Source organism: Desulfovibrio sp. SGI.230 (assembly GCF_050313065.1).
Taxonomy (GTDB): Bacteria; Desulfobacterota; Desulfovibrionia; order Desulfovibrionales; family Desulfovibrionaceae; genus Desulfovibrio.
The window spans coordinates 65,556-88,123 of record NZ_JBNPKS010000004.1 but is presented as its reverse complement, the minus strand read 5'-3'; the positions used below and the strand labels follow the sequence as shown (position 1 = coordinate 88,123).

21 protein-coding genes are annotated in these 22,568 nt (G+C 63.4%); 5 read left to right on the top strand and 16 right to left on the bottom strand.

All coding sequences use genetic code 11. From position 1 onward, the window contains the following. Nucleotides 1-44: 44 nt before the first annotated feature. The 16 genes from nikA to sctW all read right to left on the bottom strand — a co-directional run bounded on the left by nikA (nucleotide 45) and on the right by sctW (nucleotide 18,943). Nucleotides 45-1,634, bottom strand: coding sequence for a nickel ABC transporter substrate-binding protein (gene nikA, locus ACQRAG_RS05575; protein ID WP_304025356.1), 1,590 nt, complete (start codon nucleotides 1,632-1,634; stop codon nucleotides 45-47). Between the two features lie 342 nt (nucleotides 1,635-1,976). After that, nucleotides 1,977-2,318, bottom strand: a complete 342-nt coding sequence (locus ACQRAG_RS05570; protein WP_427803902.1) for a WYL domain-containing protein — start codon at nucleotides 2,316-2,318, stop codon at nucleotides 1,977-1,979. 497 nt (nucleotides 2,319-2,815) lie between these two features. Next, on the bottom strand, nucleotides 2,816-3,967 hold the full coding sequence (locus ACQRAG_RS05565; protein WP_427803903.1) for an ABC transporter substrate binding protein: 1,152 nt from the start codon (nucleotides 3,965-3,967) through the stop codon (nucleotides 2,816-2,818). Continuing rightward, nucleotides 3,964-5,157 carry an alanine racemase gene (locus ACQRAG_RS05560; protein ID WP_304046383.1) on the bottom strand — a complete coding sequence of 398 codons (1,194 nt, stop codon included), beginning with the start codon at nucleotides 5,155-5,157 and terminating at the stop codon, nucleotides 3,964-3,966. Before ACQRAG_RS05560 ends, ACQRAG_RS05565 begins: the two co-directional genes overlap by 4 nt. Continuing rightward, entirely contained in the window at nucleotides 5,150-6,640 is a 1,491-nt protein-coding gene (locus ACQRAG_RS05555; protein ID WP_427803904.1) for a hypothetical protein, read from the bottom strand. The genes ACQRAG_RS05560 and ACQRAG_RS05555 overlap by 8 nt, the downstream gene beginning before the upstream one ends. Then, entirely contained in the window at nucleotides 6,637-8,973 is a 2,337-nt protein-coding gene (locus ACQRAG_RS05550) for an MFS transporter (protein WP_427803905.1), read from the bottom strand. Before ACQRAG_RS05550 ends, ACQRAG_RS05555 begins: the two co-directional genes overlap by 4 nt. Then, entirely contained in the window at nucleotides 8,970-11,039 is a 2,070-nt protein-coding gene (locus tag ACQRAG_RS05545) for a SpoIIE family protein phosphatase (protein ID WP_303740439.1), read from the bottom strand. The genes ACQRAG_RS05550 and ACQRAG_RS05545 overlap by 4 nt, the downstream gene beginning before the upstream one ends. Then, a complete protein-coding gene (locus tag ACQRAG_RS05540) occupies nucleotides 11,036-12,331 on the bottom strand; it encodes a sigma-54 interaction domain-containing protein (protein ID WP_427803906.1) in 1,296 nt (431 codons plus the stop codon). The genes ACQRAG_RS05545 and ACQRAG_RS05540 overlap by 4 nt, the downstream gene beginning before the upstream one ends. 3 nt (nucleotides 12,332-12,334) lie before the next feature. Next, nucleotides 12,335-13,378, bottom strand: a complete 1,044-nt coding sequence (sctU, locus tag ACQRAG_RS05535; RefSeq protein ID WP_300705736.1) for a type III secretion system export apparatus subunit SctU — start codon at nucleotides 13,376-13,378, stop codon at nucleotides 12,335-12,337. A gap of 57 nt (nucleotides 13,379-13,435) precedes the next feature. Then, on the bottom strand, nucleotides 13,436-14,272 hold the full coding sequence (gene sctT / locus ACQRAG_RS05530) for a type III secretion system export apparatus subunit SctT (protein WP_303740442.1): 837 nt from the start codon (nucleotides 14,270-14,272) through the stop codon (nucleotides 13,436-13,438). 64 nt (nucleotides 14,273-14,336) lie between these two features. After that, on the bottom strand, nucleotides 14,337-14,594 hold the full coding sequence (gene sctS / locus ACQRAG_RS05525; protein ID WP_006004747.1) for a type III secretion system export apparatus subunit SctS: 258 nt from the start codon (nucleotides 14,592-14,594) through the stop codon (nucleotides 14,337-14,339). A 9-nt stretch (nucleotides 14,595-14,603) separates the two neighbouring features. Then, nucleotides 14,604-16,697 carry a type III secretion system export apparatus subunit SctV gene (sctV, locus tag ACQRAG_RS05520; protein WP_168934964.1) on the bottom strand — a complete coding sequence of 698 codons (2,094 nt, stop codon included), beginning with the start codon at nucleotides 16,695-16,697 and terminating at the stop codon, nucleotides 14,604-14,606. Further along, on the bottom strand, nucleotides 16,694-17,050 hold the full coding sequence (locus ACQRAG_RS05515) for a tetratricopeptide repeat protein (protein WP_168934963.1): 357 nt from the start codon (nucleotides 17,048-17,050) through the stop codon (nucleotides 16,694-16,696). The genes sctV and ACQRAG_RS05515 overlap by 4 nt, the downstream gene beginning before the upstream one ends. A 1-nt stretch (nucleotide 17,051) precedes the next feature. Next, nucleotides 17,052-17,420, bottom strand: a complete 369-nt coding sequence (locus ACQRAG_RS05510; protein ID WP_204625467.1) for a type III secretion protein — start codon at nucleotides 17,418-17,420, stop codon at nucleotides 17,052-17,054. Nucleotides 17,421-17,422: 2 nt separating this feature from the next. Further along, nucleotides 17,423-17,797, bottom strand: a complete 375-nt coding sequence (sycN, locus tag ACQRAG_RS05505) for a type III secretion chaperone SycN (protein WP_427803907.1) — start codon at nucleotides 17,795-17,797, stop codon at nucleotides 17,423-17,425. A gap of 30 nt (nucleotides 17,798-17,827) precedes the next feature. After that, entirely contained in the window at nucleotides 17,828-18,943 is a 1,116-nt protein-coding gene (gene sctW / locus ACQRAG_RS05500) for a type III secretion system gatekeeper subunit SctW (RefSeq protein ID WP_427803908.1), read from the bottom strand. Nucleotides 18,944-19,269: 326 nt separating this feature from the next. Here sctW and ACQRAG_RS05495 point away from each other — a divergent pair, with 326 nt between their 5' ends. The 5 genes from ACQRAG_RS05495 to ACQRAG_RS05475 all read left to right on the top strand — a co-directional run bounded on the left by ACQRAG_RS05495 (nucleotide 19,270) and on the right by ACQRAG_RS05475 (nucleotide 22,565). Then, complete coding sequence (locus tag ACQRAG_RS05495) at nucleotides 19,270-19,566, top strand: hypothetical protein (protein WP_204625464.1); 297 nt, start codon at nucleotides 19,270-19,272, stop codon at nucleotides 19,564-19,566. Nucleotides 19,567-19,651: 85 nt separating this feature from the next. Then, nucleotides 19,652-20,218: a USH1C-binding protein 1 gene (locus ACQRAG_RS05490; RefSeq protein WP_204625463.1), complete on the top strand. Its 567-nt coding sequence runs from the start codon at nucleotides 19,652-19,654 to the stop codon at nucleotides 20,216-20,218. Nucleotides 20,219-20,244: 26 nt separating this feature from the next. Continuing rightward, nucleotides 20,245-20,877 (top strand): USH1C-binding protein 1, encoded by a 633-nt coding sequence (locus tag ACQRAG_RS05485; protein ID WP_427803909.1) that lies wholly within the window; start codon nucleotides 20,245-20,247, stop codon nucleotides 20,875-20,877. A 40-nt stretch (nucleotides 20,878-20,917) separates the two neighbouring features. Then, on the top strand, nucleotides 20,918-21,454 hold the full coding sequence (locus ACQRAG_RS05480) for a SycD/LcrH family type III secretion system chaperone (RefSeq protein WP_204625461.1): 537 nt from the start codon (nucleotides 20,918-20,920) through the stop codon (nucleotides 21,452-21,454). A 4-nt stretch (nucleotides 21,455-21,458) separates the two neighbouring features. Then, nucleotides 21,459-22,565, top strand: coding sequence for a type III secretion system translocon subunit SctE (locus ACQRAG_RS05475; protein WP_204625460.1), 1,107 nt, complete (start codon nucleotides 21,459-21,461; stop codon nucleotides 22,563-22,565). Nucleotides 22,566-22,568: the final 3 nt, after the last annotated feature.

The following is a 22,568-nucleotide window of genomic DNA, read 5'->3' as shown; positions in this document are numbered from 1 at the left end:
GGCCTGTGGCGGGATAGCCCTTCCCTGCGGGGACTTCCGTCCCGCTATTTCCCTTCAAAGTACATTCTGGTGAACGGCACTTCGTACTGGGTCTGGTTGAAGCCCACCCCCTTGAGGCGCTTGGTAAAGAGCGCCTTGTTGGTCTCGTAGGTCAGGGGGATGTAGATGGCATCCTCATGCAGATGGGTCAGGGCAAAAGTGAAAAGCTCCTGCCTGCGGACCGGATCGGTGGAGGACATGATCTCCGTGATGGCCGCATCGATCTGGGCCTTGTCGGGCAGGGAAAGCTGGGCGGCATAGTCGCCGTAGACGCGCTGGCGCATGGCGGCCATGGAAGACTGCGGGTCGTAAGGCATGCCCCAGCAGATGTTGAAGATCATGTCGAACAGGCCGTTCTTCATGTTGTCGCGATAGGACTGTTCTTCCTCGCCGCGCAGGCTCACCTTGATGCCGAGCTTGCCGTATTCATGCTGCAGGTATTCGGCGATGGTCTTTTCCGTCACGCTGTTGCTGTTGTAGAGCAGCCCAAGCTCCATGCGCTTGCCGTCCTTCTGGCGAATGCCGTCGGAGCCCGGCTTCCAGCCGGCCTCGTCCAGGATCCTGGCGGCCTTGGCCATGTCATATTCGTAGGGTTTCAGATCGATGTCGCAATAGGGGACACTGCGGGCATACAGCGTATCCGCGGGAAGTTCGGTATTGTGGAACACCCCCTTGGCGATGGCGACACGGTTGGTGGCATGCTGCAGGGCCTTGCGGACATGGATGTCGGCAAGTACGGGATTCTGGCCGTTGAGGACGATGTGCCGGGTGGAGGTGGGGGCGGAAAGGGCAACGCCGAACCCTTTGCTGTCCTTGTATTTGTTCAGGGCATCGGCATCCAGCATGTTCTTGCCCCAGATCAGGTCGATCTCGCCTTTTTCCAGAGCCAGGATGCGGGTCTGGTTGTCGGGGATGACCTTGACCACGACACGCTTGATCTTGGGCTGTTCGCCCCAGTAGTTCTCGTTGGCCTCGAACACGGCGTATTCGTCCGTGACGACCTTGGTCAGCTTGTAGGGCCCGGTTCCCACATAGGCCGTCACGCCGTTCTTGGTGGATCCGTTTTTCATGGCCTTGGGCGAGATGATGGCAAAGGGACGGGTCACGCCCAGTTCCGTAAGCATGGGCCAGTACGGAGCCTTCATGAAGATGCGGAAGGTATGGGCATCAGGCGCGTCCACCTTTTCCAGCAGGTGCATCATCTCCAGCCAGGTATGGCGGGCACGGTTTTCCAGGATGGCATCGAAGTTGGCCTTGATGGCAAAAGCATCGCACGGGGTCCCGTCAGTAAACGTGACGCCCTTGCGGATATGGAAGGTGTAGACTTTGCCGTCGGCAGAAATATCCCAGCTTTCGGCCAGGCAGGGCTTGTAACCGTCGGCCGTGATGTCCACCAGGGTCTCGAAGATCATTTCCTGGGCATACATCTCACCGGCATACAGGTGGGGGTTGAGATCACGGACATCCCGGTAGTTGACAAAATTCAGCGTATCGGTCGTGTCATTCGCGGCCCGGGCGTCAAGGCCGGGAAAAAGGAATGTCCCTGCCAGGGCAAGAGAGAAGGCCAGCTTGCCGAAAGTGGAATGAATGGTCATGCAGTCCGTCCTTTGTTATGGAATAAAAATTCATTTTCATTTCCAATGGACTCTATGCCATAACCTTCTGATGCCGCAAAATACTTTTTTCCCATTACCCGTGATAGGAAAGGAGAATCACGGCAGGGCGGAGCATGGATATCCCAGGAGCCCTTCAGGCGCTGGGGCAAAGTAGAGTACGGACTGACTGGAACCTGCGTGGATGCGAACGGGGTGGGCCAAGACGAAGTACCTGATAGAGGAACATCCGGTAGGGATGCACACAGGTCCGGCATCGTGGGTTACTCCCGCAGCCGCAGGGAGCAGGCTTGCCCAACACAAGCGGGACGTAGCCGTAGGGAGTTACTCCCGCAGCCGCAGGGAGCAGGCCGCGGCAGGCGAGCCGCCGCTTTCGGCCGTGTCTGCCGGTTTGTGCGGCGTGTGGTACAGGCAGGCCATGGCAGAGACCGTTTTTTTGATCTCCCTGCGCAGCCAGTCCGGGGCCAGCACCTGGGCCCTGTCAGCAAAGCCCAGCACCCGGGAAAGACACTCCGCTTCGTTATGCGCCCTGATAGGCAGCGTGACGGAACCGTCGTCATGCATTTCGCAACGCTGGTCCCGGCTCCAGCGGCGTTCGGCCGCATAGGTGGCGGCCTCCGGGGCAAAGCGCAGGCTGACTTCGAAAGGTTCTTCTTCCATTTCCATGATGCCAGCCCCTCGCCGGACGGTGCGGGGATGTCCGGCAGGGCGGCAGAGCTGCGTCCGGTGACGCGACTGGCCGTGATGCGATGCAGCGCCAGCAGGGTCGTATCGTCGAACAGACGCTCCACCGGACCGTCATCCGTGACCATATGGCCTTGCGCGAAAAGGCTCTCGCGATAGGCCAGCAGGCGCAGCGACGCATACTGCCAGGTCTTTTCCTGCCGGTGCAGAGCGACACGGTAGCTCACGGTACAGATGTTGCGTGCCTGCATGGCCTGGGGCAGACAGTCCAGCGTGGCCGCAAAGGGGGCGTAGTCGATATGGCCCTTGCTCAGCCGACCGCCGATACCGCCTGGCGGCAGGCTCTCCGTATCCGGCAGCAGGGCGGCCGCCTGATACGGGCTGTCACGCATGACGCGGTGCATGTCGTCCGGCAGACAAAAAAGGCGTACCGGTATCCGGTACGCCTTTCGTGTTTCGTGCGTCCTAGGGGGCTGCGTCTACTTCATCTCCTGATAGAATTCGTCCACGGCGGCCAGCACTTCCAGCGGCGGGTTCCAGCCGATGAGCGTGGCCATGAAAAGGTTCAGAGCCATGCTGACGGGGCTTTCGAAGACCGGCGAGAGATCACGCGGGCGTGCGCCCTTGAGGATGGCCTCCACCAGACCGGCGCTGAAGCGGCCTTCTTCGGCCGTATTGGATTGCGCCACACTCAGCAGGGCCCCGTGGATCACGTCCGGTGCGCCCAGCTGGGAAAAGGTGGGGACATGCGCATCCGTCAGCGGCTGCAGCACCCTGCGCATGGCACCGGCCTGCAGACCGACATTGTACGTGAGGTAAACAGCCTCGGCCCCTTGGTCCACCAGTTTTTTATGACAGGCCAGCAGACGCTCCGAGGCCAGGTCCGTGTCCTGGATGTCGAAGGTATCGGTACAGCGCAGCAGGGTGATCCCCAGTTCCTTGGCGGCATCCTCGATCTCGTTGAGGGCGATGCTGCCGCGGCCGGCCGGGGTATCTTCGTAGGCGATGCCGAGTTTTTTGAAGGCGAAGATATCGTGGAAGAGCAGGACCTGGCGCTTGAAGCGGTCAGGCTCGATGGGGGCCACCAGATTGTCCCGTCCCGAATCTTCCACCGAGGGGATGATGCCCGCGTCCACCGCATTGGTCACGGACGAGACGATGACCGGAACAGGCAGATCCTGCGCGGCAAGATCCTGTCCGGCCCAGGTCCCGAAGGCCAGGACCATGTCCACGTCCTTCTTTTCCCGTATGCGGCGCAGGACATCCTGGCGTACTTTTTCCCGCTGTTGGCCGTCCCAGTCCGCGGAGTAGAAACCGTCCGCCGGAAAGACAAGACGTTTGCCGCCTGCATGCTGGTGCAGCCATTCCCACATGCCGCGGGCTTCTTCGCTGTCCTTGGGCAGGGGCACATGCCCGTTCTCGATCAGTCCGCGTTCCTCCAGTCCCAGGGCCAGTCCCTGAAAGATGCGCTGGTAATCGGAAAAGGGGCCGCCTTCCACATAGATCACCCGCCATACCTTTTCCCCGTCGGGATCGGCCTGCGCAGGGGCGGCAAAGGCGCAGTCCCGGAGCAGCAGGGGCAGGAGCAGCAGGCAGGCAAGTACAGGGGCAACATATCGTGACGTCTTCATGAAACCTCCGAAAGGGGCGCCGTCTCCTGCTGGGGAGAGGCGGGCCGGGAGTCGGGAAGGGATCGTCCCGGCAGAGTATCGTGGATAAGGGTCTTGCGGATGTGGGGCATACGGCAGGTACGGGCCACGGCCCAATAGGACGGGATGAACCGGACATGTTCTCCCGGCACGGGAGCCTGCGGGCAGCCGCTCAAGTCCAGGATGGCGTAATTGCCGCTGAAATCGGATATCCGCCAGTCCGGGCGGGCCAGGGAAAGGCCCCGGACGTCCGTATGCAGGCTGCCGCAGTCCACCAGTGCCCGGAGCCGTTTTCCCAGATCAGGGCAGTCGGCGTGCAGCCCCCGTCCGTTGTGGACGCTCTGTCGGGGCGGACGGATGTCCCGTTCCGTCACTTCCAGCACCGTGGCCGACAGGCGGAAGATATCCTGCCGGAAGTCCCCGGCCAGCAGGGCTTCGTCCCGGTACATGTCCCGGCCAAGCAGCAGGGGATCCCCCATGCGGAATTCCATGATGCAGCCGGGCGGCAGATGCGGTCCATGCCCGTGACGGCGGGCGAACCAGTTCCAGAAGATGCTCCCGCCCAGGCTGACCCGGTGCAGGGCATGCCCCAGCAGGGCGCCTGCCCGGGCCGCCAGGGCTTCGAGCAGGGCCATGTTCTCGTCGTCCGGACAGGTCCCGTACAGGCAGCCGAGATTGACGCCGATGCCCGCCACATGGGCCCCCGGCCCATGGGCCGCACGCTGCGACGCGGTCGCTACGGCCCGCAGCAGGGCGGGGGCATCTTCCTGCGGGATCCCTTCGCGCATGTCGCCTATATCCACCATGAGCAGGGCCTCGTGATGCAGGCCCGCGGCACGGGCAGCAGCATCCAGGGCCCGGAAGGTCGACTCACAGGAAAAGGCGCTGCGTTCGAACAGGCGGACGACGTCGTCCGCCCTGTCCGGGGGCGCCAGATTGATCAGGACGCGCCCTGTGCGTGCAGGCGGCTCCTGTCCGTACAGAAGATGCTCCGTCATGTCCGCGATGCCGTAGCGGGCATAGCCCTGCGTACGCAGGAAATCGACGACGTCCGGGTGGGAAGCCACCATCTTCAGCACCGGCAGGAAACGGAAGCCCCAGGCCTGTTCCTGGCGCCGTATAAGACGCAGATTATGAGCCAGGGCATCCAGATTTATCTCCAGTTCAGGCATGAGGCATCTCCAGGGGGAAAGGCGCAAGAAAGGGCAGGCTCCCGATGGGCGGGGCCTGTTGCAAAAGGCTGTCCAGCAGCGGCGGTCGCATCTCCTGAGCGGACAGGTCTTCATAATGATACGGCAGCGAGGCTGCCAGGGCATGATCGACCCGGCTGTGCCGCAGTGACTGCCACAGGGCGGGAGAGAGGCCGCCGGCCAGCCAGAGGTCCGCGGCGCCGGCTCCCCGGCCGGTCTGCCGCAACGGTCCGTCAGGGCAGGGCAGACGCAGGGGCAGCAGCCCCGTGCAGGGCGGACAGGGACGGAATGCCCCGGCGATGCGCGTGGCCGGCCCGTCGGCACCGCAGTGCCGCAGAGCCGTACTGATGCCCCGGATCATGCGCGGCAGGTACGAGGTCTGGAAGATGCCTCCGGCACAGCGCAGGCCCCTGGCCGCCGTCACGGTGGCGAAATAAAGGAAAAGCGAGGGGAGGATGCGCTCTTCCGCCAGGGCCCTGCCCAGGGTACGGGCATCCAGCGGCAGGCGCCAGCCTGCATCCCGGACAGCCACCAGCGAGCGGAAATCGCAGGCAGGCCGCAGGGCCAGGGCCCGGCCTTTGCCGTCCACGCCCCAGAACAGGAAGGTGCCTCGCTGCAGGCCCTGCGCATCCCCGGTCCAGCAGGCCCGTTGCCCGTTGAGGGCATCCCAGATAGCAGCGGCCAGCGGCGGATGCAGGAGCAGGTGCCGGACAAGGCTGTCCGGTTGTTCCAGATCGGCCGTGATCAGGCGACCGCACAGCCATTGCATGTCCAGCGAGACCAGCGGCGGGAGATCACAGCTTTTCGGGATGACCTGCTGCCACAGCAGAGCATTCATGAGGCTGGCCTGATCCCGGAATGTCTGCTGTTCCAGGACGCGGGGATGGCGGTAGACGGCCTGGACAAGACGGTCCAGAGCATGCGGCTCTTCCGGCTGGCCGGAAAGCTGCGAGGGCAGGGTGACCTCGGCGGCGGTGAACGCCGGGCGCACGCTGATGAGCCCATGCCGGTCCCTTCCCGGCAGGATGGGCAGTTTGCGGCTGCGGAAACTCACCTCTTCCGGGGTGCCGCATCCCAGCAGGATGCCGCGAGGATACGCCACGTTGTTGGCCGGGACAGCGCCGCAATTGAACAGGGGCACGGCGTGACGGCAGCTCATGGCGAACAGCAAATCGCCCTGGAAGAATTCCGGGTGGAAATCCACACCGTGATGGTTGGCCGTGAGGGCATGGAGATCGCTCTCCAGTTCACGGCGCAGGGCCTGCCCCAGATCGGGCGAATACAGCCGGGCGCAGGTCGCGGCGGCCAGTTCCACAAGGTCGTCAGCGGCTTGCGGCGGCCTGGGCAGGGCGGCATCCGCGCCAAAGCCTGCCGCATAGTCCGCCAGTGTCTGCGCTCCTGCCTGTTCGAAGGCAGCCAATGCCTCCGGGCAACGGCTGCGGATCCAGTCCCGGGCGGAGGTCATGCCCTGCCTCCCGAATGGCGGGCCGGGCGGACCAGCAACAGGAAAAGAAGGGAAATGGCCACCAGGATGATGCCTGCCCAGCGGGCGGCGTCATCCACGCTCATGATGGCCATGACAGCCCCCACGCAGACCGGGCCGATGACCTGCCCCACGCGTTGCAGGGCATCCAGCAGGCTCATGGCCTGATCCACACCGATGGCCCGGGCGATGTCCAGTTCCAGCAGGAATTCGCTCTGGGCCGGGATGTTGAGACCGGTGGCCAGTCCCAGCAGGATGGAGCCCGCCACCGAAGCCGGCAGGGGAGGAAGGAAACAGAAACAGGCCACGGACAGGGCCGAGAGGATGCCGGCCCAGAAAAGGAGCGGGCCTTTGTGCAGGCTGTTGCCGACCAGACGGGCGAAAAGGGGACCGCTGTAGATGACGATGAGGCAGTTGAGCATGTAGATGCGTCCGATGTTGGACTGGGCCACATCGGCCTGCTTGAGGAAGACAGGCAAAAAGTAGTTGAGGAAACCCACGCAGAGCAGGGCCGAGGGCAGCAGAGCCAGCAGGATGAAAGCCAGGAAGTGGCGGTCCGCCAGCAGGCGGCGGATCTGCGGCAGCGTCAGTCTGGCGGCCGGGGCTTCTTCCCGGACGTCTTCCTGCTTTTCCTGTCCGCGCAGCAGACGCAGGGGCACCAGGGCCAGACAGGCCAGGATGACGGCGGAGATGGCGAAAACGGGACCGTAGCCCAGACGTTCGGCCAGCATGGCCCCCAGGGCGCTGCCGCACAGGGATCCGGCATAGACACCGGCAAACATGTCGGCCAGTTTGCCGTCCCGCACCGTGTAGGCTTGGGCAGTGAGCAGGGAAAGGCCGTAGCCCAGTCCCACCAGCGCCCGGGCGGCGATGAAAAGCCAGGGGGTCCAGGCCAGCATGGAGGCCAGATAGCCCAGGGCCATACAGATGATGCCCGTCATGAGGGGCGGCCGGGCCCCTTTGCGCTTCATCCATGTCCCGGCGATGAGCACGCTGAGGCCGGTCATGCCCATTTCTGCGGAGATGGGCAGGCCCAGCAGTACGTCGCGCGGGAGTATGCTCGTGGTGGTGAGTTCGGCCATGCGCAGGGGGATGAAGGAAATGGTCATGTCCATGGCCAGGATGAAGACGAACATCAGCGGGCGGAACAGGGCGCTGCGGTGAGCGTGGGATTGCGTCGTCCCCTGCAGGCGGGCTTCCAGACTGCGGGAGAGCAGCAGGAACATCTCCACCATGAAGATGAGGGAGATGGCCACCAGAGTCAGGATGTCCAGCCCGTTGGCGATCAGGCGCTCCAGCCAGGGACCGCGCGTGAGGGTGGCCCGCAGTTTCCAGCCCTGCTCCGGCGAATCCCCGCTGACGGAAAAGGCCGAGGCCAGCTCCAGCAGGGGGAATTCCTCGCCGGGCGGCAAAAGTTCGGGAAGGGGGCCGGAAGCGTGGCTCGATGCGAATACCTTGCCGGAAGGCGCCAGGACCTCCAGGACAAGATCGTCACCGTGGGCGGTGGCGGCCCGGGTCAGATAGGCGGACAGGCGGCTGGTATCGTCCAGGGAGACACCCACCAGCAGCAGGCGGTTGAGGTCCTCGGTCAGGATGGCGCCGGTATGCGCGGCATCGTTCCTGAGCCCCTGCGTATATTGCCGGCTGACGGCATGCAGGGCCAGGGCCCCATTGCCCAGCATGAGCAGCAGGAAAATGGCGATGCACAGATTGCGGGGCATGCCTCCGGAACGGCGCAGGCCGAGGCAGAGGGACAAAAGCAGTATCCCTGCCAGTGCCAGCCCGCCCTGAAAGAGCAGCTGCTGCCGGAAAAGATCCCTGAGTGTGGCATCCAGATTGCGGGAAGGCATCCAGACCGCGATATGGCCCACGATGTGTTCGTCCCGATCCGCGACAGGGGCCAGCAGCAGTTCCCCGTCCTTCAGGGAAAGGACAGCCTCTGTTCCCGTTTTCGGCAGGCGGTCGCTGATGTCCGGCAAAAGCGGGAAGCGCCCCCAGTGATGCAGGGCCATGCCCCGGGCATCCAGTACGGCCAGCGGCATGTCGGCAGCCTGGCCCACACTGGCCAGCAGACGGTCGACATTGTGGTAGGTCTCCAGCTTTTTGCCAAAGCGGATCCCTATGGCCATACGGCTTTTCAGGGCCGTGGCCGCAACACTGGCCGATGCCTGCGTCCCTTCCCGTGTGGCCGTGCGCAGGGAGGAATAGAGCAGGGCATCGTACAGCAGCAGGCTGCACAGGAGGATGGCGATCCATCCGGCCAGGATGCGGCCCAAGGGCGCGCGCTGATCCATCGAAGAGCAAGGCATGGTCATGAGGATGTCCGGGGAGAGGCAGGTTGGGCCACGCTCGCACTGTGCGTGCGGCAGAAGGCCAGCATGGTGATGTCGTCGGATTGGGGCTCTTCTCCCCGGAAGCGGACAAGCTCCGAGAAGATGAGCGTCAGCAGTTCCCTGGGCGAGGCCCCGCGATGGGCGGCCAGGAAATCCTGCAACCGGGCCTCACCGTACAGTTCCTTGTCGCCGTTCATGGCTTCGGTCACCCCGTCGGTAAAGAGCAGGCAGGTCTCCTGTTCCTTGAGGGTATCCGTGAACAGCGTGTATTCCATGTCCGGGATGACGCCCACCAGCGGGCCGCTCAGCTTGTCCAGCATGCGGGGCGGGGCGTCCGAGGCCGCATCGATGATGTAGGGCGGGCAGTGGCCGCCGTTGGCGTAGCTCAGTTCGCCGCTTTGGGGGTCATACAGGGCCAGGAAGAGGGTCACGAACATGTTGCCCGGGTTGTGGGCCTCGAGCATGGCGTTGACCTGCGACATGGCGGCCGCCGGATCGAGCCCGGAGCCGAGGGCGTACCGCACGAGCGTGACGGTCATGGACATGAACAGGGCCGCCGGGACACCTTTGCCGGACACGTCTCCCAGGACAAGGGCCCGCCGCCCGTCGCTGGTGACGAAAAAGTCGTACATGTCGCCGCCCACTTCCTTGGCGGGATCCAGAAAGGCCGAGGCCCGGAAACCGCACACTTCAGGAGCTCCGTCCGGGGGCGGGAGGATGCCCATCTGGATCTCGCGTGCGGCGGAAAGCTCGCCCTCCATACGTTCCTTGCTGGCGGTGGCCTCCATCAGATTGCGGATGTTGGTGGCAAGGGCCCCGCCCAGATGGGCATAGGCCCGGGCCAGCTGCCCCAGCTCGTCACGACGTTCCAGCGGCAGCCCCTGGCTGAGGAGGGGCTCGAGCCGGTCAAGGGCATCGGGGGCGGCAAAATCCACTTCGGCCAGCTGACGGGTCTTGCGGGTCAGCAGTTTCAGGGGACGCAGCGTCCTGATGAGCATGAGCAGGGCCGCCAGAGCCACCAGCAGCATGATGGGCAGGCTCACGGCCAGCAGGCTGGCCAGCAGGCTGTCGGAAGGTTCCCGTATCTCGTCCAGGGGGGCCGTCAGGGCCACATACCAGCCAAAGGCCCGGATGCTGCCCAGCAGGCAGAGCATATCGCCCTGTGCCGACGGCAGGATGACCTTGGCCATGCCCGTCTGGCGGGCTTCTGCCCGGGCCGCGTCGAGGCCGTCAGGAAGAAGACCGTCACCACCGGAGACCAGGATATGCCCGTCACCGTCCAGCAGTGCCACGAGCCCGCCGGGATAAAGGGACATCTCCCTGAATTTTTCCCGCGTGTCCTCCAGCAGTTGCGTCTGGGCCCGGACAGCCATCTTTTCCAGATCGTCCAGGGGGATCATGGAGACCAGGATCTCCCGTGACGGCCTGTGGCCGTCCAAAGGCAGGAAATAGGTCAGCACGGGGCGATAGGTGCCGGAGGGGACCATGCGGCCTTCGTTGGTGGCCACGAGGCGGGGCAGGTCAAAAACGGCAAAATCACCATCCCGGGACAACTGTTTGAGCAGGCGCTGCACGGGCCGCTGTTTGGCATCCCGCAGACTGGACGACAGGCCCAGAAGACTCGTCTGGCCGCTACGGAGTTTTTCCGTATCCAGGATCTCCATGCGGATACTGTCGACGTCATCCACCAGAGCGATACTGGCGGCGTCCATGGCGGACAGCAGGGGTTGCAGGACGAGGTGGGCCTGCCCGCTGCCCGCGGGACGCTGCGGGGCCAGGGCCCGCAGCAGTGCCTGGACGCGGGCGGAGGTGTCCCGCAGCTGCGCCTTGCGCAGGAGCACGGAGCGCACCTTGGCCGCCAGATGGTTGAGGGTGGCCGTATTGAGCCGTTCCTCTTCCACCAGCAGCAGGGTGGCGAAATTTTTTTCTTCCATCCCGATCATGGTCTCCCCGACCCGCTGCCAGGTCAGGTAGAGGACCAGCGCGACGGTGAGGGCCACGGAACAGACCACCAGCAGGGCCAGCCGCAATCTCAGGCTTGCGTTCATGCCTCCTCCCCGTCATGGCCGTGGGCCGTCTTGTCGAGGCGCAGCAGCTTTTTGCGCAGGCCTTCCCGGGTGATGCCGAGCAGTTCCGCCGCCCTGCTCTTGTTGCCCTGGCAGGCGTCGAGGGCCCGCTGTACCAGCAGGCGCTCCGCCTGTTCCAGATTGAATATCGTCCGGATGTCCGGCAGCGGTTCCCGGGGGGCGGTGGCGCTTGTCTTTATGCAGCCGTGGCGCGCCAGGGCTGCCAGCAGTTTGGGAGAAAGATCCGACGGACGGATGACCGTATCCACGGTAAGGGCCGCTGCCCGTTCCATCTCGTTGCTCAGTTCGCGCACATTGCCGGGCCAGTCGTAGGCCAGCAGGCACTGCTGGGTGGCCGGGGCCAGGGTCAGGGCAGCGCGTTCCATATTGTGCGCATGCTGGGCCAGCAGATGCCGGGCCAGCAGCAGGATGTCGTCGCCCCGTTCGCGCAGGGGAGGGAGCGTCAGCTCGGCCACATTGAGGCGGTAGTACAGGTCTTCCCGGAAGCGCCCCCGGGCCACGGCCTGCCGCAGGTCCACATTGGTGGCCGCGATGACCTTGATGTCCACGGGCACGGGCCGGGCGCTGCCCACGCGCAGGACTTCCCGTTCCTCGAGCACGCGCAGCAGTTTGGCCTGATTGGGCAGGGACATGTCCGCCAGTTCGTCAAGGAAGAGCGTCCCGCCCGAAGCTTCTTCCACCAGGCCGCGGCGGGCGCTGACGCCGGTGGCCACGCCCTTTTCGATGCCGAACATCTCGCTTTCGAACAGGGAATCGGGGATGGCCGTACAGTTGACGGCCACGAAGGGGGCATCACGCCTGGGGGAGTGGTAATGGATGGTCTTGGCGAAGATCTCCTTGCCCGTGCCGGAAGGCCCCAGGATCAGAGTATTGATGGGCCGCCGGGCGATGGCCAGGGCCTGGGCCACCACCTGACGCATGGCCGGGCAGCGTCCGATGATGCGGCGGACGTTGTATTCCTTTTGCAGGGTCTCCACCACCTGCCGGTTCTCCTCGTGCAGGCGCAGACGGCTTTTTTCCAGCTCCTGCGAAAGCTGTTCCACCTTTTCCAGCAGTTCCGCCCGGTGGAATTCACGGGCTTCCACCTTGACGATCATCATGCCGAAGGCCTCGGCCAGACGTTCCAGCTCCGGCGAGGAGCTGCCTTCCCGGGTCAGGGCGAACAGGGCATCCTCGTCCGCGGGACGACCCCAGGCAAGGTCGTCGCACAGGCGTATCAGCAGGGCAAGGGTTCGGGCGTTCTTTTCGTGCATGGCTTATCCTTGGCGCAGGGATTGCACCCAGCGCAGCACTTCCGCCACGGGGCCGATGAGGTCCTGGGGGATATAGGCGTTTTCCGTGCCTTGCTCGTACAGGCTGCGTGCCAGCGGCACGTTGCGCATGATGGGGATGCCCTCTTCCCGGGCGGTCTCGATCATGCGCTGGGCCAGCACGCCCTGGCCCTTGGCCAGGATGACGGGCAGGGGGGTCCTGTCTTTTTCATAGTCCAGAGCCACGGCAAAATGGGTGGGGTTGGTCACAAGCACCTTCGCTTTCCTGACGTTGGCGATCTGGTTCTGGGCGATCATCTCCTGGTGCAGCTGCTTGCGCTTGCCCTTGATGAGCGGATCGCCCTCGCTTTCCTTGAATTCCCGTTTGACTTCTTCCTTGCTCATCATGTGCTGCTTGTTGAACTGCCACTTCTGGAAGCACCAGTCCGCGGCGGCGATGACGCAGAACACGCCCGCCGAAACAAGGACAAGGTCACCGCAAACGGAACCGAGAAGGCGCCACATGTCGCCGATGTCGCCCTGCGGGATGCGGAACAGCTGCGGCATGTAGTCGGAAAAAATGACGTACACACTGATGCCCAGGATCAGCACCTTGATGATGTTCTTGAGGAACTCCACCAGGTTCTTGAGGGAAAAGACCTGCTTGAACCATTTGTTCATGCTCAGGTTTTCCAGCTTGGGCATGGCGGCCTGTACGGAAAACAGCACCCCCACCTGCATCATGTTGGCACAAAGGGCCACGACCATGACCATGCCGATGAGCGGCAGGGCCACACGCAGGGCGCAGAGCAGGGTGGACGTGACGGCCAGGGGCAGGGCCTCCTCGAACGGCCTGTCCATGAGCAGCATGGGGGCCTCGCCCATGGCCAGCAAGGTATTGAGCATGTCGGAAGACATGGCCAGCAGATAGACGGCCACCGCCATGACGGTCAGGGCCGAAGGCACGTCCTGGCTTTTGGCGACCTGCCCTTTTTCCCGGGACTCCCGCAGGCGTTTTGGGGTCGGTTGTTCTGTTTTTTCGCTGCTCATAGGCTCAAAGTCTCCCGCGCTCCGCGGCTGCCGTCATGGCCTGCGGGCATGGCGGCATCATTCCCCTCCCGGCAGGAGATTATTCAGCTTGAGGATGGATTCCCGTGTAAAATCAAAAAGTTCCGGTGCATGCGACAGCAGCAGTCCAAAATAGAAGCACAGCAGGAAAGCCGCGATGCCGCACTTGATGGGCATGGCCAGCACATACACGTTGAGCTGGGACGCAAAACGGTTGATCAGGCCCAGGGCCACGTCGGTCAAAAGACAGGCTGCCGCGATGGGCCCGGCCAGCAGCAGCATGTGCCCCATGAGCCAGCCGACCTTTTCCGCAAAATACAGGGGCGCTCCCTGGGGCACATCCAGGGGCAGGAGCTGCGTCACCGGCCAGATGCCGTAACTGGCGTACACCAGCCCCACGAAGGCCAGGAACGCCCCGGAAGTATAAAAAATGTAGACCAGGCTCTGGAACAGCAGCTGGCCCAGAGGGCTGCTCTGGTCGCCGGAAAGGATGTCCGTTCCTTCGGCCATGCTGGCCCCGCGCTGGTTGTCCATGAAAAAACCGGCACTTTGCACGGTCCAGAAGACGATGCCCGCAAGAAATCCGATCATCAGGCCGAGCACGGCCTCCTTGAGCAGGAGCAGGGCCAGCTTGCCGCCCACCGCCAGGGAGAGCGCTGCGGAAAGCGTGATCTCGTCGGTCAGGTGGCTGACGATGACGGGATGCAGGGGCAGGTACAGGGCCAGCACCAGCAGCAGACGTATCTGGCCCGTCACCACCGCAGAGCCCAGGAAGGGCGTCACCGTGACCAGGGCGAAGAGCCGCGGCATGCCCAGCAGCAAGGCCGTGAGGTGCCCGTAGACCCCGAGTTCCTGCAAAAATTGCGAAAAATCCATGCGTGTCCTGTCCGTGGCGTATCCTGGGGGCACCCCTTCCGTCAGCCGTATCCGGGCCTGCCGTTCAGAGCAGGTAGAAGCGGTTGAAGATGTCCTCGCTGTACCGCAATATCTCGCCGCTCAGCCATTTGCCCATAAGGAAGAGCGTCAGGCCCACGGCCAGCAGCTTGACGCCGAAGGCCAGGGTCTGTTCCTGCAGCTGGGTGATGGCCTGGATGAGGCTGAGCACGATGCCCACCACCGAAGCCACGATGATGGGCGGCAGGGACAGGATCATGACCAGGTACAGGGCCTTGACGGCGTAATCGATGGCAAGTTCCATGCCTAGCTCCTAGAGACGGATCCGGTTCATGGGCTGGACGCTGATCTCGGGGGTGAGCTCCTGGTAGGAGACCACGGGCAGGCGGTAATGCTCCCCTTCGATAAGGCGGCGCACATAGCGCCGGATGTCCATGCTGGCCAGAAGGACGGGCATCTGGACATGCTTGCGGTAATCGCCCGCCGCTGCTCCCACGGCCGCGATGAAGCGGCGCGAGGTGTCGGGATCCAGCGCCAGGAAGGCCCCGGCCGAGGTCTGGCGGATGGCCTTGCGGATGGTCTCTTCCACCGAGGGATCCATAAGGATGGCCGGCAGCATGTTCTGGCCCCGTGAATACATGTAGCTGATCTGGCGCTTGAGGGCCCCGCGCACGTATTCGGTCAGCATGACGGTATCTTTTTCCTTGGGGCTCCATTCGATGATGGCCTCGAGGATGTTCCGCAGGTCGCGGATGGAGACCTGTTCCTGGGCCAGACGCTGGAAGATCTCCGCGATGCGCTGCACGGGCAGCAGACGGGTGGCCTCGCGCACCAGGTCCGGGGCGCGTTCTTCCATGCGGTCCAGCAGGTATTTTGTCTCCTGCATGCCGATGAAGCTGGAGGCATGCCGTGCCAGGATCAGGGAAAGGTGATAGGCCAGGATGCGCGAGTGGGTCATACAGGAGAGTCCGGCCTGCTCCAGCAGGGCCTGTTTTTCCGCCGGGATCCACAGGCTTTCCACATCGGGCAGGAAGTTCTCTCCGCGCCGCACGTCCAGGCCGAGCATGCGCAGGGTGTCCTCGCTTTCGCGCGCCAGCACCATGCCCTGTTCCAGATGCCCGCGCGACATGGGGATCTCGTTGACCTGGAGCTCGTAGGTCAGGCCCGACAGGGACGAGGAGACGCGCAGGTTGATGCCCGGGAAGGGCACGCCAAGGTCGAAATACAGCGCACGGCGCAGTGCGGAGAGCTCGTCGTTGAGGTTGTCGTAGTCCAGGGACGCCGCCAGGCCCTCCGAAATGTCGAGGATGATGGGGACCGTGGGGGCAAAGTCGTCCTGGGGACCGGAGGGCCGCCCCTTGCGTTCCTTGCGGGTGGCGGACTTGAGGGACTGGTTGAGCTCCTTGCGGGCATCCCGGGGCGCGGGGGCGGAACGTATCCTGTCCAGGATGTAGCCGAGCCCGGCGATGGCGAAGGCCAGGGCGAACAGCTGCGGCTTGGGGAAACCGGGGATGAGGGCGAACAGGAAGATCAGCCCGCCCGCCATGAGCAGGGCCTTGGGCTGGGCGAAGAACTGGCCGCCGATCTGCGCGCCCACATCTTCCTGGGTATCGCCGGAACGGGTGATGAGGATACCGGCCGAGATGGCGATGATGAGCGAGGGGATCTGGGAGACGAGACCGTCACCGATGGTCAGGATGCCGTAGATCTCCAGGGCTTCCCCGGCAGAGATGCCGTGCTGGGTGATGCCGATGACGGTACCGCCCACGATGTTCACCACGGCCACGATCATGCCGGCGATACTGTCGCCCTTGACGAACTTCATGGCGCCGTCCATGGCGCCGAACATCTTGCTTTCCTGGCTGATGACATCGCGGCGGCGCTGGGCCTCTTCCATGTCGATGACCCCGGCGCGCATGTCCGCGTCGATGGACATCTGTTTGCCGGGCATGGCGTCCAGAGTGAAGCGCGCGCCCACTTCGGCCACGCGTTCGGCACCCTTGGCGATGACCAGGAACTGCACGATGGTCAGGATCAGGAAGACCACGGCACCAACGACGAAATTGCCGCCTAGGGCGAACTCGCCGAAGGTCTGGATGATCTCGCCGGCGTCGGCGTTGAGCAGGATCAGGCGGGTGGTGGTGATGTTCAGGCCCACGCGGAACAGCGTGGTGAACAGCAGCATGGTGGGGAAGGAAGAAAACTCCAGCGGTGTCCTGACATACATGGTCATCATCATGATGGCGAAGGACAGGGCCAGGTTGGCGCCGATGAGCGTGTCCACCAGAGCCGTGGGCAGGGGCATGATCATCAGGGCGATGACGGCCACCAGCAGGCCCACCAGGGCCAGGTCACTGTGGCGCGTGGTCAGGGAGACGATGTTGCGTGCGTCGGAGAACAGGCTCACAGGCGGCTTCCCCCTGCGGCAAGATAGGCATTGAGGGCATTGCGGGCCTCGTCGGGGCGCTGCGCCTGCCACAGGGCACGGGCCCTGAGCAGATGCAGCACGGCATCACGGGAGGCCAGCGGTCCGCCCGCCAGGACGAGGTCCAGCTGTTCCAGGGCGCGCTCGGGATCGCCCAGCTCCAGCCAGGCCACGGCAAGACAGCGCCGGGCCCAGAGGTCGGCGGGATCCAGGGCGAGCAGGGCCAGGGCCAGCTTGCGGGCACGCTGGAACTGCCCCATGCGCAGAAAAAGATGGCCCAGCACCTGCAGGGCACGGCCCTGGCCGGTAGTGAGCGGGGAGGTGGCCTCCGCCATGCTAGCCTCCTACCATCAGGCCGGTATAGGCCCGGAGCAATTCGGTGTTCTCCAGCAGCGGCGCCAGCTCGTCACGCACGAAAGCCCGCACGGCGGGTTTGTCGCTGTCCCTGAGGGCCGTCAGGGCGCCCTGCAGCTCCATATGGAAAAGTTCGGGCTGGAGGAGGGAGCCGTCGCCCACGGGCGGACAAAGGGCCGCCTCCAGCTGCTGGGCTGCCTTGCGGCTGTTGTACAGCTCATCCAGACCGGCTTCACGCATGGCGCTGGAGGCCAGCGGACGGGCATCAGGCAGGTGCCCCGCCGTCCCGGGGTCCATGATGTTCTGTATCCCCAGTCCGGGATCCAGCAGGTTGATGGAGGATGCTGCCATGATCAGGCTCCCTGTAGATGGTTCATGACGCGGGCCAGCTCCATGACGGCCTCTTCCAGCAGGGCGGCCCTGGTCTGCCGTTCGGGCAGACGGGTCAGGAGGATCAGGGTATCTCCTTTCATGCCGGCGGTCAGGGAAAAAGCGTGTGCATGCCGGTAATGGCACAGGGCCAGGGCCCGTTCGGGCAACGTGCTGTCATGCGGGGGGAAGGGGCGGGCCAGATAGACCAGCAACTCCTCCCGGCCATGCCGTTGCTGCTTCTCGAAATACAGGCGCCCCATGCCGCTGACATCAAGAGCCACCAGCCCCTGCGGTGAAAAGGCCAGCCCGGGCAGGCCCATGCGCATGCCGAAAGCGTTCAGTTCGTGGTCCAGCATAAGATCTCCGCGTATGTCTTGGACAAAGGCTTATCCCTGTTCCGCCAGCCAGGCGTCTTCCTCGGCGATGGCGGCGTCCACGGCATCCTGGACGGCATCCAGCACCTTCATGCGGCCCTCGTTGCCGTCGAACAGGGACGGGGCGAAGGAACGCGTAGTGTTGAGCAGCTCCTGAAGGAAAAGCACCTTGCGCTCGATGTCCGGGGCCCCGGCTTCCTCGGCCAGGCGGCTGATGCGGCTGCCGCTGATGTAGCGCTCCTTGCGCAGGTCCAGCACCTTGCCCAGCAGGGCCATATCGTCCAGCGGGCAGTGCCGGATCCCGTGGACGCTGCTCCAGCGTTCCAGCAGGCGGGCGCACAGGCTGCGGGCGCTTTGCAGCTGCCGCAGCTCGCCCAGACTGCCGTTGACGTGCTCCAGATGGCTGGTCTCCATGCTGGGCATATCGGCCGCAAGGTCGCTGCCCAGTGCCTTGTAGAGGAAGTCCAGCGCGGCATCGAAATCCTTGCCGTACGTCTTCTGGATGTGGTCATAGAGGCTGTTGACGTCTTCAAAATGGCAGACAACTTCCCGATAGAAGCTCCCCAGCACGCCGGCATCGCCCAGGCCTTCGAAGCCCCGGGCATTGAGCGCGCCGTTGATCCCGGCCCGTATGGCGGGGCCTTCCGTACGTTCCAGCTCCTCCAGGGCTTCGTTCAGGACGCGCAGAGTCTCCGGCGGAGTGTCGGAGGCAGCGGAAAGCTCGTCATGGATGTCCTTGAGGGCGGCCCATGCCTCGGACGGGTCGGGGAAGAAACGGCGCAACTGGCGCAGGGCTTCTTCCTTTTCGGTCCGGGAGCCCAGAAATCCCTTGAGTTCTTTTGTCTTCTGGACTTCGCGGGCGCCACGCATCATCTCCTGATACTTCTTGATGCGTTCTTCCATAGCCTCGTTGATCTCGTCCCGCTCCTTGCGTTCCTCCAGTTCGAAATCATCCGTGGTGTCTGCTGCAAAGGTCAGTTCTTCGGCAGCCTCGGCCAGCAGGGAAAGAGGAGATTCCACCACGGTGGCCGTATTGCCGAACAGCGAACCGGTGACCGCGGAGGAGGCCGTCGTATCGCGGGACGTGGGCTGCACCTGGGAGTGCTGGATGGAAAAATCGATGCTCATGGCGAACTGCGCCTCCCGATCCCGTAAAAAAATGTTGGCAACACGATATGCTATATGCCAGAATCATGCCACATGTTTCTGGTAGCATGAGCCTGTAGCAACAGCAAGGGCGGCCCCTGCGGAATCTGGCGGCTTGTCTGAAAAAACGCCCTGTTTGGGAGGCTGCTGAGGGAACTTGGTTGTTGACTGGAAAAAGACGAGATAGCAAAAAAGTTGGCACTTTGGCGCTACCGAAGAGATTTTTAATGTCTTTTTAGCCTGATACAAACATGGCACGTTTTATGCTTTGCAAGTTGCAACACTGTAAACACAAAAGGAGCTTGGTTATGTCGTTTACGGAACAGGATATGAAGAAGCAGATGGAAGATTTTGCCGCCCTTCGTGAAGAGTTCTCCCGTCTGGAAAGCCAGGAAAAAGCCATGCGCAAGCAGCTCGGCCTGCCGGAACAGGGAAAGACGGATCCGGCTTCTCTGACCCCCGAACTGCGCAAGATGGTCGAAGAGGCCGAGGCCGAAGCCCGTCGTGCCGGTGAAGCCCGTGCCGCCCAGGCCCGTACTGCCGCCAGACCGGCTGCTGCCGGCGGCATCCCCGGAGGCGGCCGTCGGAACATCGTCCGTCTGTAAGCGGACAGGCCGCAGGTCTTGCACTGCCAGTGCCAAAAGGTGATTTTTTATTTTTTCAACAGGGTATTATAATTAAGGAATACATATGAGTCAGGTCGATCTCAACAATGTCTCTGCAACCTCTTCCCTTGGCGAGCTGGGCCCCACCACGAGCCTGCAGCTGATGTTCGCCAAACTGCAGCTGGAACTGGCCGAAACCGCCAAGACCCAGGCCATGGACAAGATGGACGCCATCGCCAAGGTGCAGGACGAACAGAAACTCGTTTCCCAGCTTCTCAACGAGGCCCGCCAGGCCAAGGCCGATGCCAACTCCGGTATCGCCGCAGGCACGCAGTCCGAGACCTACTCCAACGGGACGACGGAAAAGAACACCAAGAATTGTACCCTGATGTCCAAGGAAATGGTGGACTACATGGATGCGCACGGCCTGGCCTACGACAAGACCGGCGGCGACTACAATCACAGCTCTGATGAATGGGACGTGGCCATCACGGCTCTGGAAAGCCGCCTGGAAGAGCTGGGCACCAATACCCAGCAGGAGATGGTCTACGTTCAGGACTACATGGGCCAGTACAACTCCTATTTGCAGGGCGCCAATACCCAGATCGCCAACTCCAACCAGACCCTTACCAATCTGGCCCGTGGCCAATAAGCTGCGGCCGACATAAGGATAGTGATATGAGCCAGGTCAATTTTTCCTCGACGTCTTCTGTTTCGTTCGGTGAACTGGGCCCCACCACGAGCCTGCAGCTGATGTTCGCCAAGCTGCAGCTGGAACTGGCCCAAACCGCCAAGACCCAGGCCATGGACAAGATGGATGCCATCGCTTCGGCGCAGGACGAGCAGAAGCTGGTCTCCCAGCTGCTCAACGAGGCCCGTCAGGCCAAGGCCGATGCCAACTCCGGTGTGGGCAATGATAAGGAAAAGACCCAGACCTATGAGCTCCCCAAGAAGGACGCCAACGGCAATGAAGTACATGATGCCCAGGGGAACGTGGTCTATAAAACGGTCACCGAGACCGTGCCCAAGGGCAACAATGCGACTTTCATGAGCCAGGAGATGGTGGACTACATGGATGCGCACGGCCTGGCCTATGACAAGACCGGCAACAACCATTCGCACAGCGCCGACGAATGGGACGTGGCCATCACGGCTCTGGAAAGCCGCCTGGAAGAACTGGGCACCAACACCCAGCAGGAGATGGTCTATGTCCAGGACTACATGGGCCAGTACAACTCCTATCTGCAGGGCGCCAACACCCAGATCGCCAACTCCAACCAGACCCTCACCAATCTGGCCCGTGGCCAGTAGCCGTCAGACAGGCAGACGGCATCCACCCCAAGGAGCGAGTATGAGTCAGATCACCGAACAGGAAAAAGACATCCAGTCCGCCCTGCTGGACATGGCCAAGGCGGCGGGGTTCACGGAAAAGGAATTCCACACCATCCAGGCCGCCCTGGAAAAGGGGGCCACCCTGGCCGATGTGTTCAACATCAGCAAGGATACTCTGGAATCCGGCTATGCCTATGCCTACAATCTGTACAAGGCGGGCAACTACAAGGATGCCGAAAGCATGTTCCGCGGCCTGTGCATGTATGATGGCGACGATCCCCGTTACTGGATGGGTCTGGCCGGTTGCCTGCAGGCCCGGGAAGCCTGGCAGCAGGCCATCGATACCTACGGCATGGCCGGTGTGGCCGGCGGCCTCAAGGATCCCGCGCCGTTCTACTATGGCGGCCTGTGCTATCTGAAGCTGGGGGACGGCGAGAACGCGGCGGCTTCCTTCCGCGCCGCTCTGGGCCTGGGCGATGCCTCCATCCCCGCGCACAAGGCCGTCCATGACCGTATCCGTGCCCTGCTTGCCACGCTGTCCCAGTCCAAGGAGTGATGCTATGAGTATGGTTCAGGGAACACAGTCCGGGACGCCCGCGGCCGATCTGAGCGCACTGCTGCAACTGGCGGCGACCCAGCAAGGTTCGACCAAGGCCCTGGATGTCAAGGATCTGGAAGAGAGCCTCAATGCACTGCGCTCCTTCCTGGCTGCAGGCGGTGATTCGCTGCTGCCGGATCTTGAAGAGCCGTCCTCGAAGAGCAGCACCACGGTCTCGCTGTCCGGCCTGACCATGAGCGGCCTTTCTCTGGAGACCCTGCTGGATGCTGTGGGCTTCGAGCAGCGCCGTACCGAGACCAAGGCCGGTATGGCCTCGCTGGAGGCCCGCGCCCAGGAACGCGCCATGGCCAACGACGAAAAGCTCAAGTCCATCCAGGAGCAGCTGGAAAAGGCCAAGAGCCAGAGTTTTCTGGATGGCCTGCTCAAGGCGTTCAAGTATATCGGCATGGCTTTGGCGGCCATCGGTTCCGTGGCCATGATCGCTGCCGGTTCCGTGGGCCTGGCTGCCGGTGGTTCCGGCGCGGCGCTCATCGCCGTCGGTGCCGCGAGCCTGGCGCTGCTGACAAGTTCCATCATGGAGGAGGCGTCAGGCGGCAAGGCCGGTTTCAGCCTGTCGTTCATCACCGGCAAGATCATGGAAGCCTGCGGCGCCAGCGATACGGCGATCCAATGGACGAAGTTCGCCGTGGATCTTGCCACCACCATCGCCCTGACGGCGCTCACCTTCGGTGCCGGAGCCGCAGGCGCGGCCGGAAAGGTCGCCCAGACAGCCACCAAGACTGTTTCGGATACGGCCCAGACCTTCCAGAAGGCGGCCTCCTGGACGGCCCGCGTGGCGACCATGGCCGGTGGGGCGAACACCATAGCCCAGTCGGCCACCAGCATCGCTTCCGCCGTCAACGAAAAGGATATCAGCTACCTGCAGGCCCAGCAGAAGCATCTGCAGGCCATTTTGGAACGCATCGCCATGGCCAATGAGCTGGACCTGGAACATCTCAAGGAAGTGATGCGGCGCTCCGAACAGACGCTCCAGACCGTGTCGGACATCGTTCAGGAAAGTGTGCAGGCCAATGTGGCCATCCTCAGCGGCAATCCGGCCATGGCCTGATGC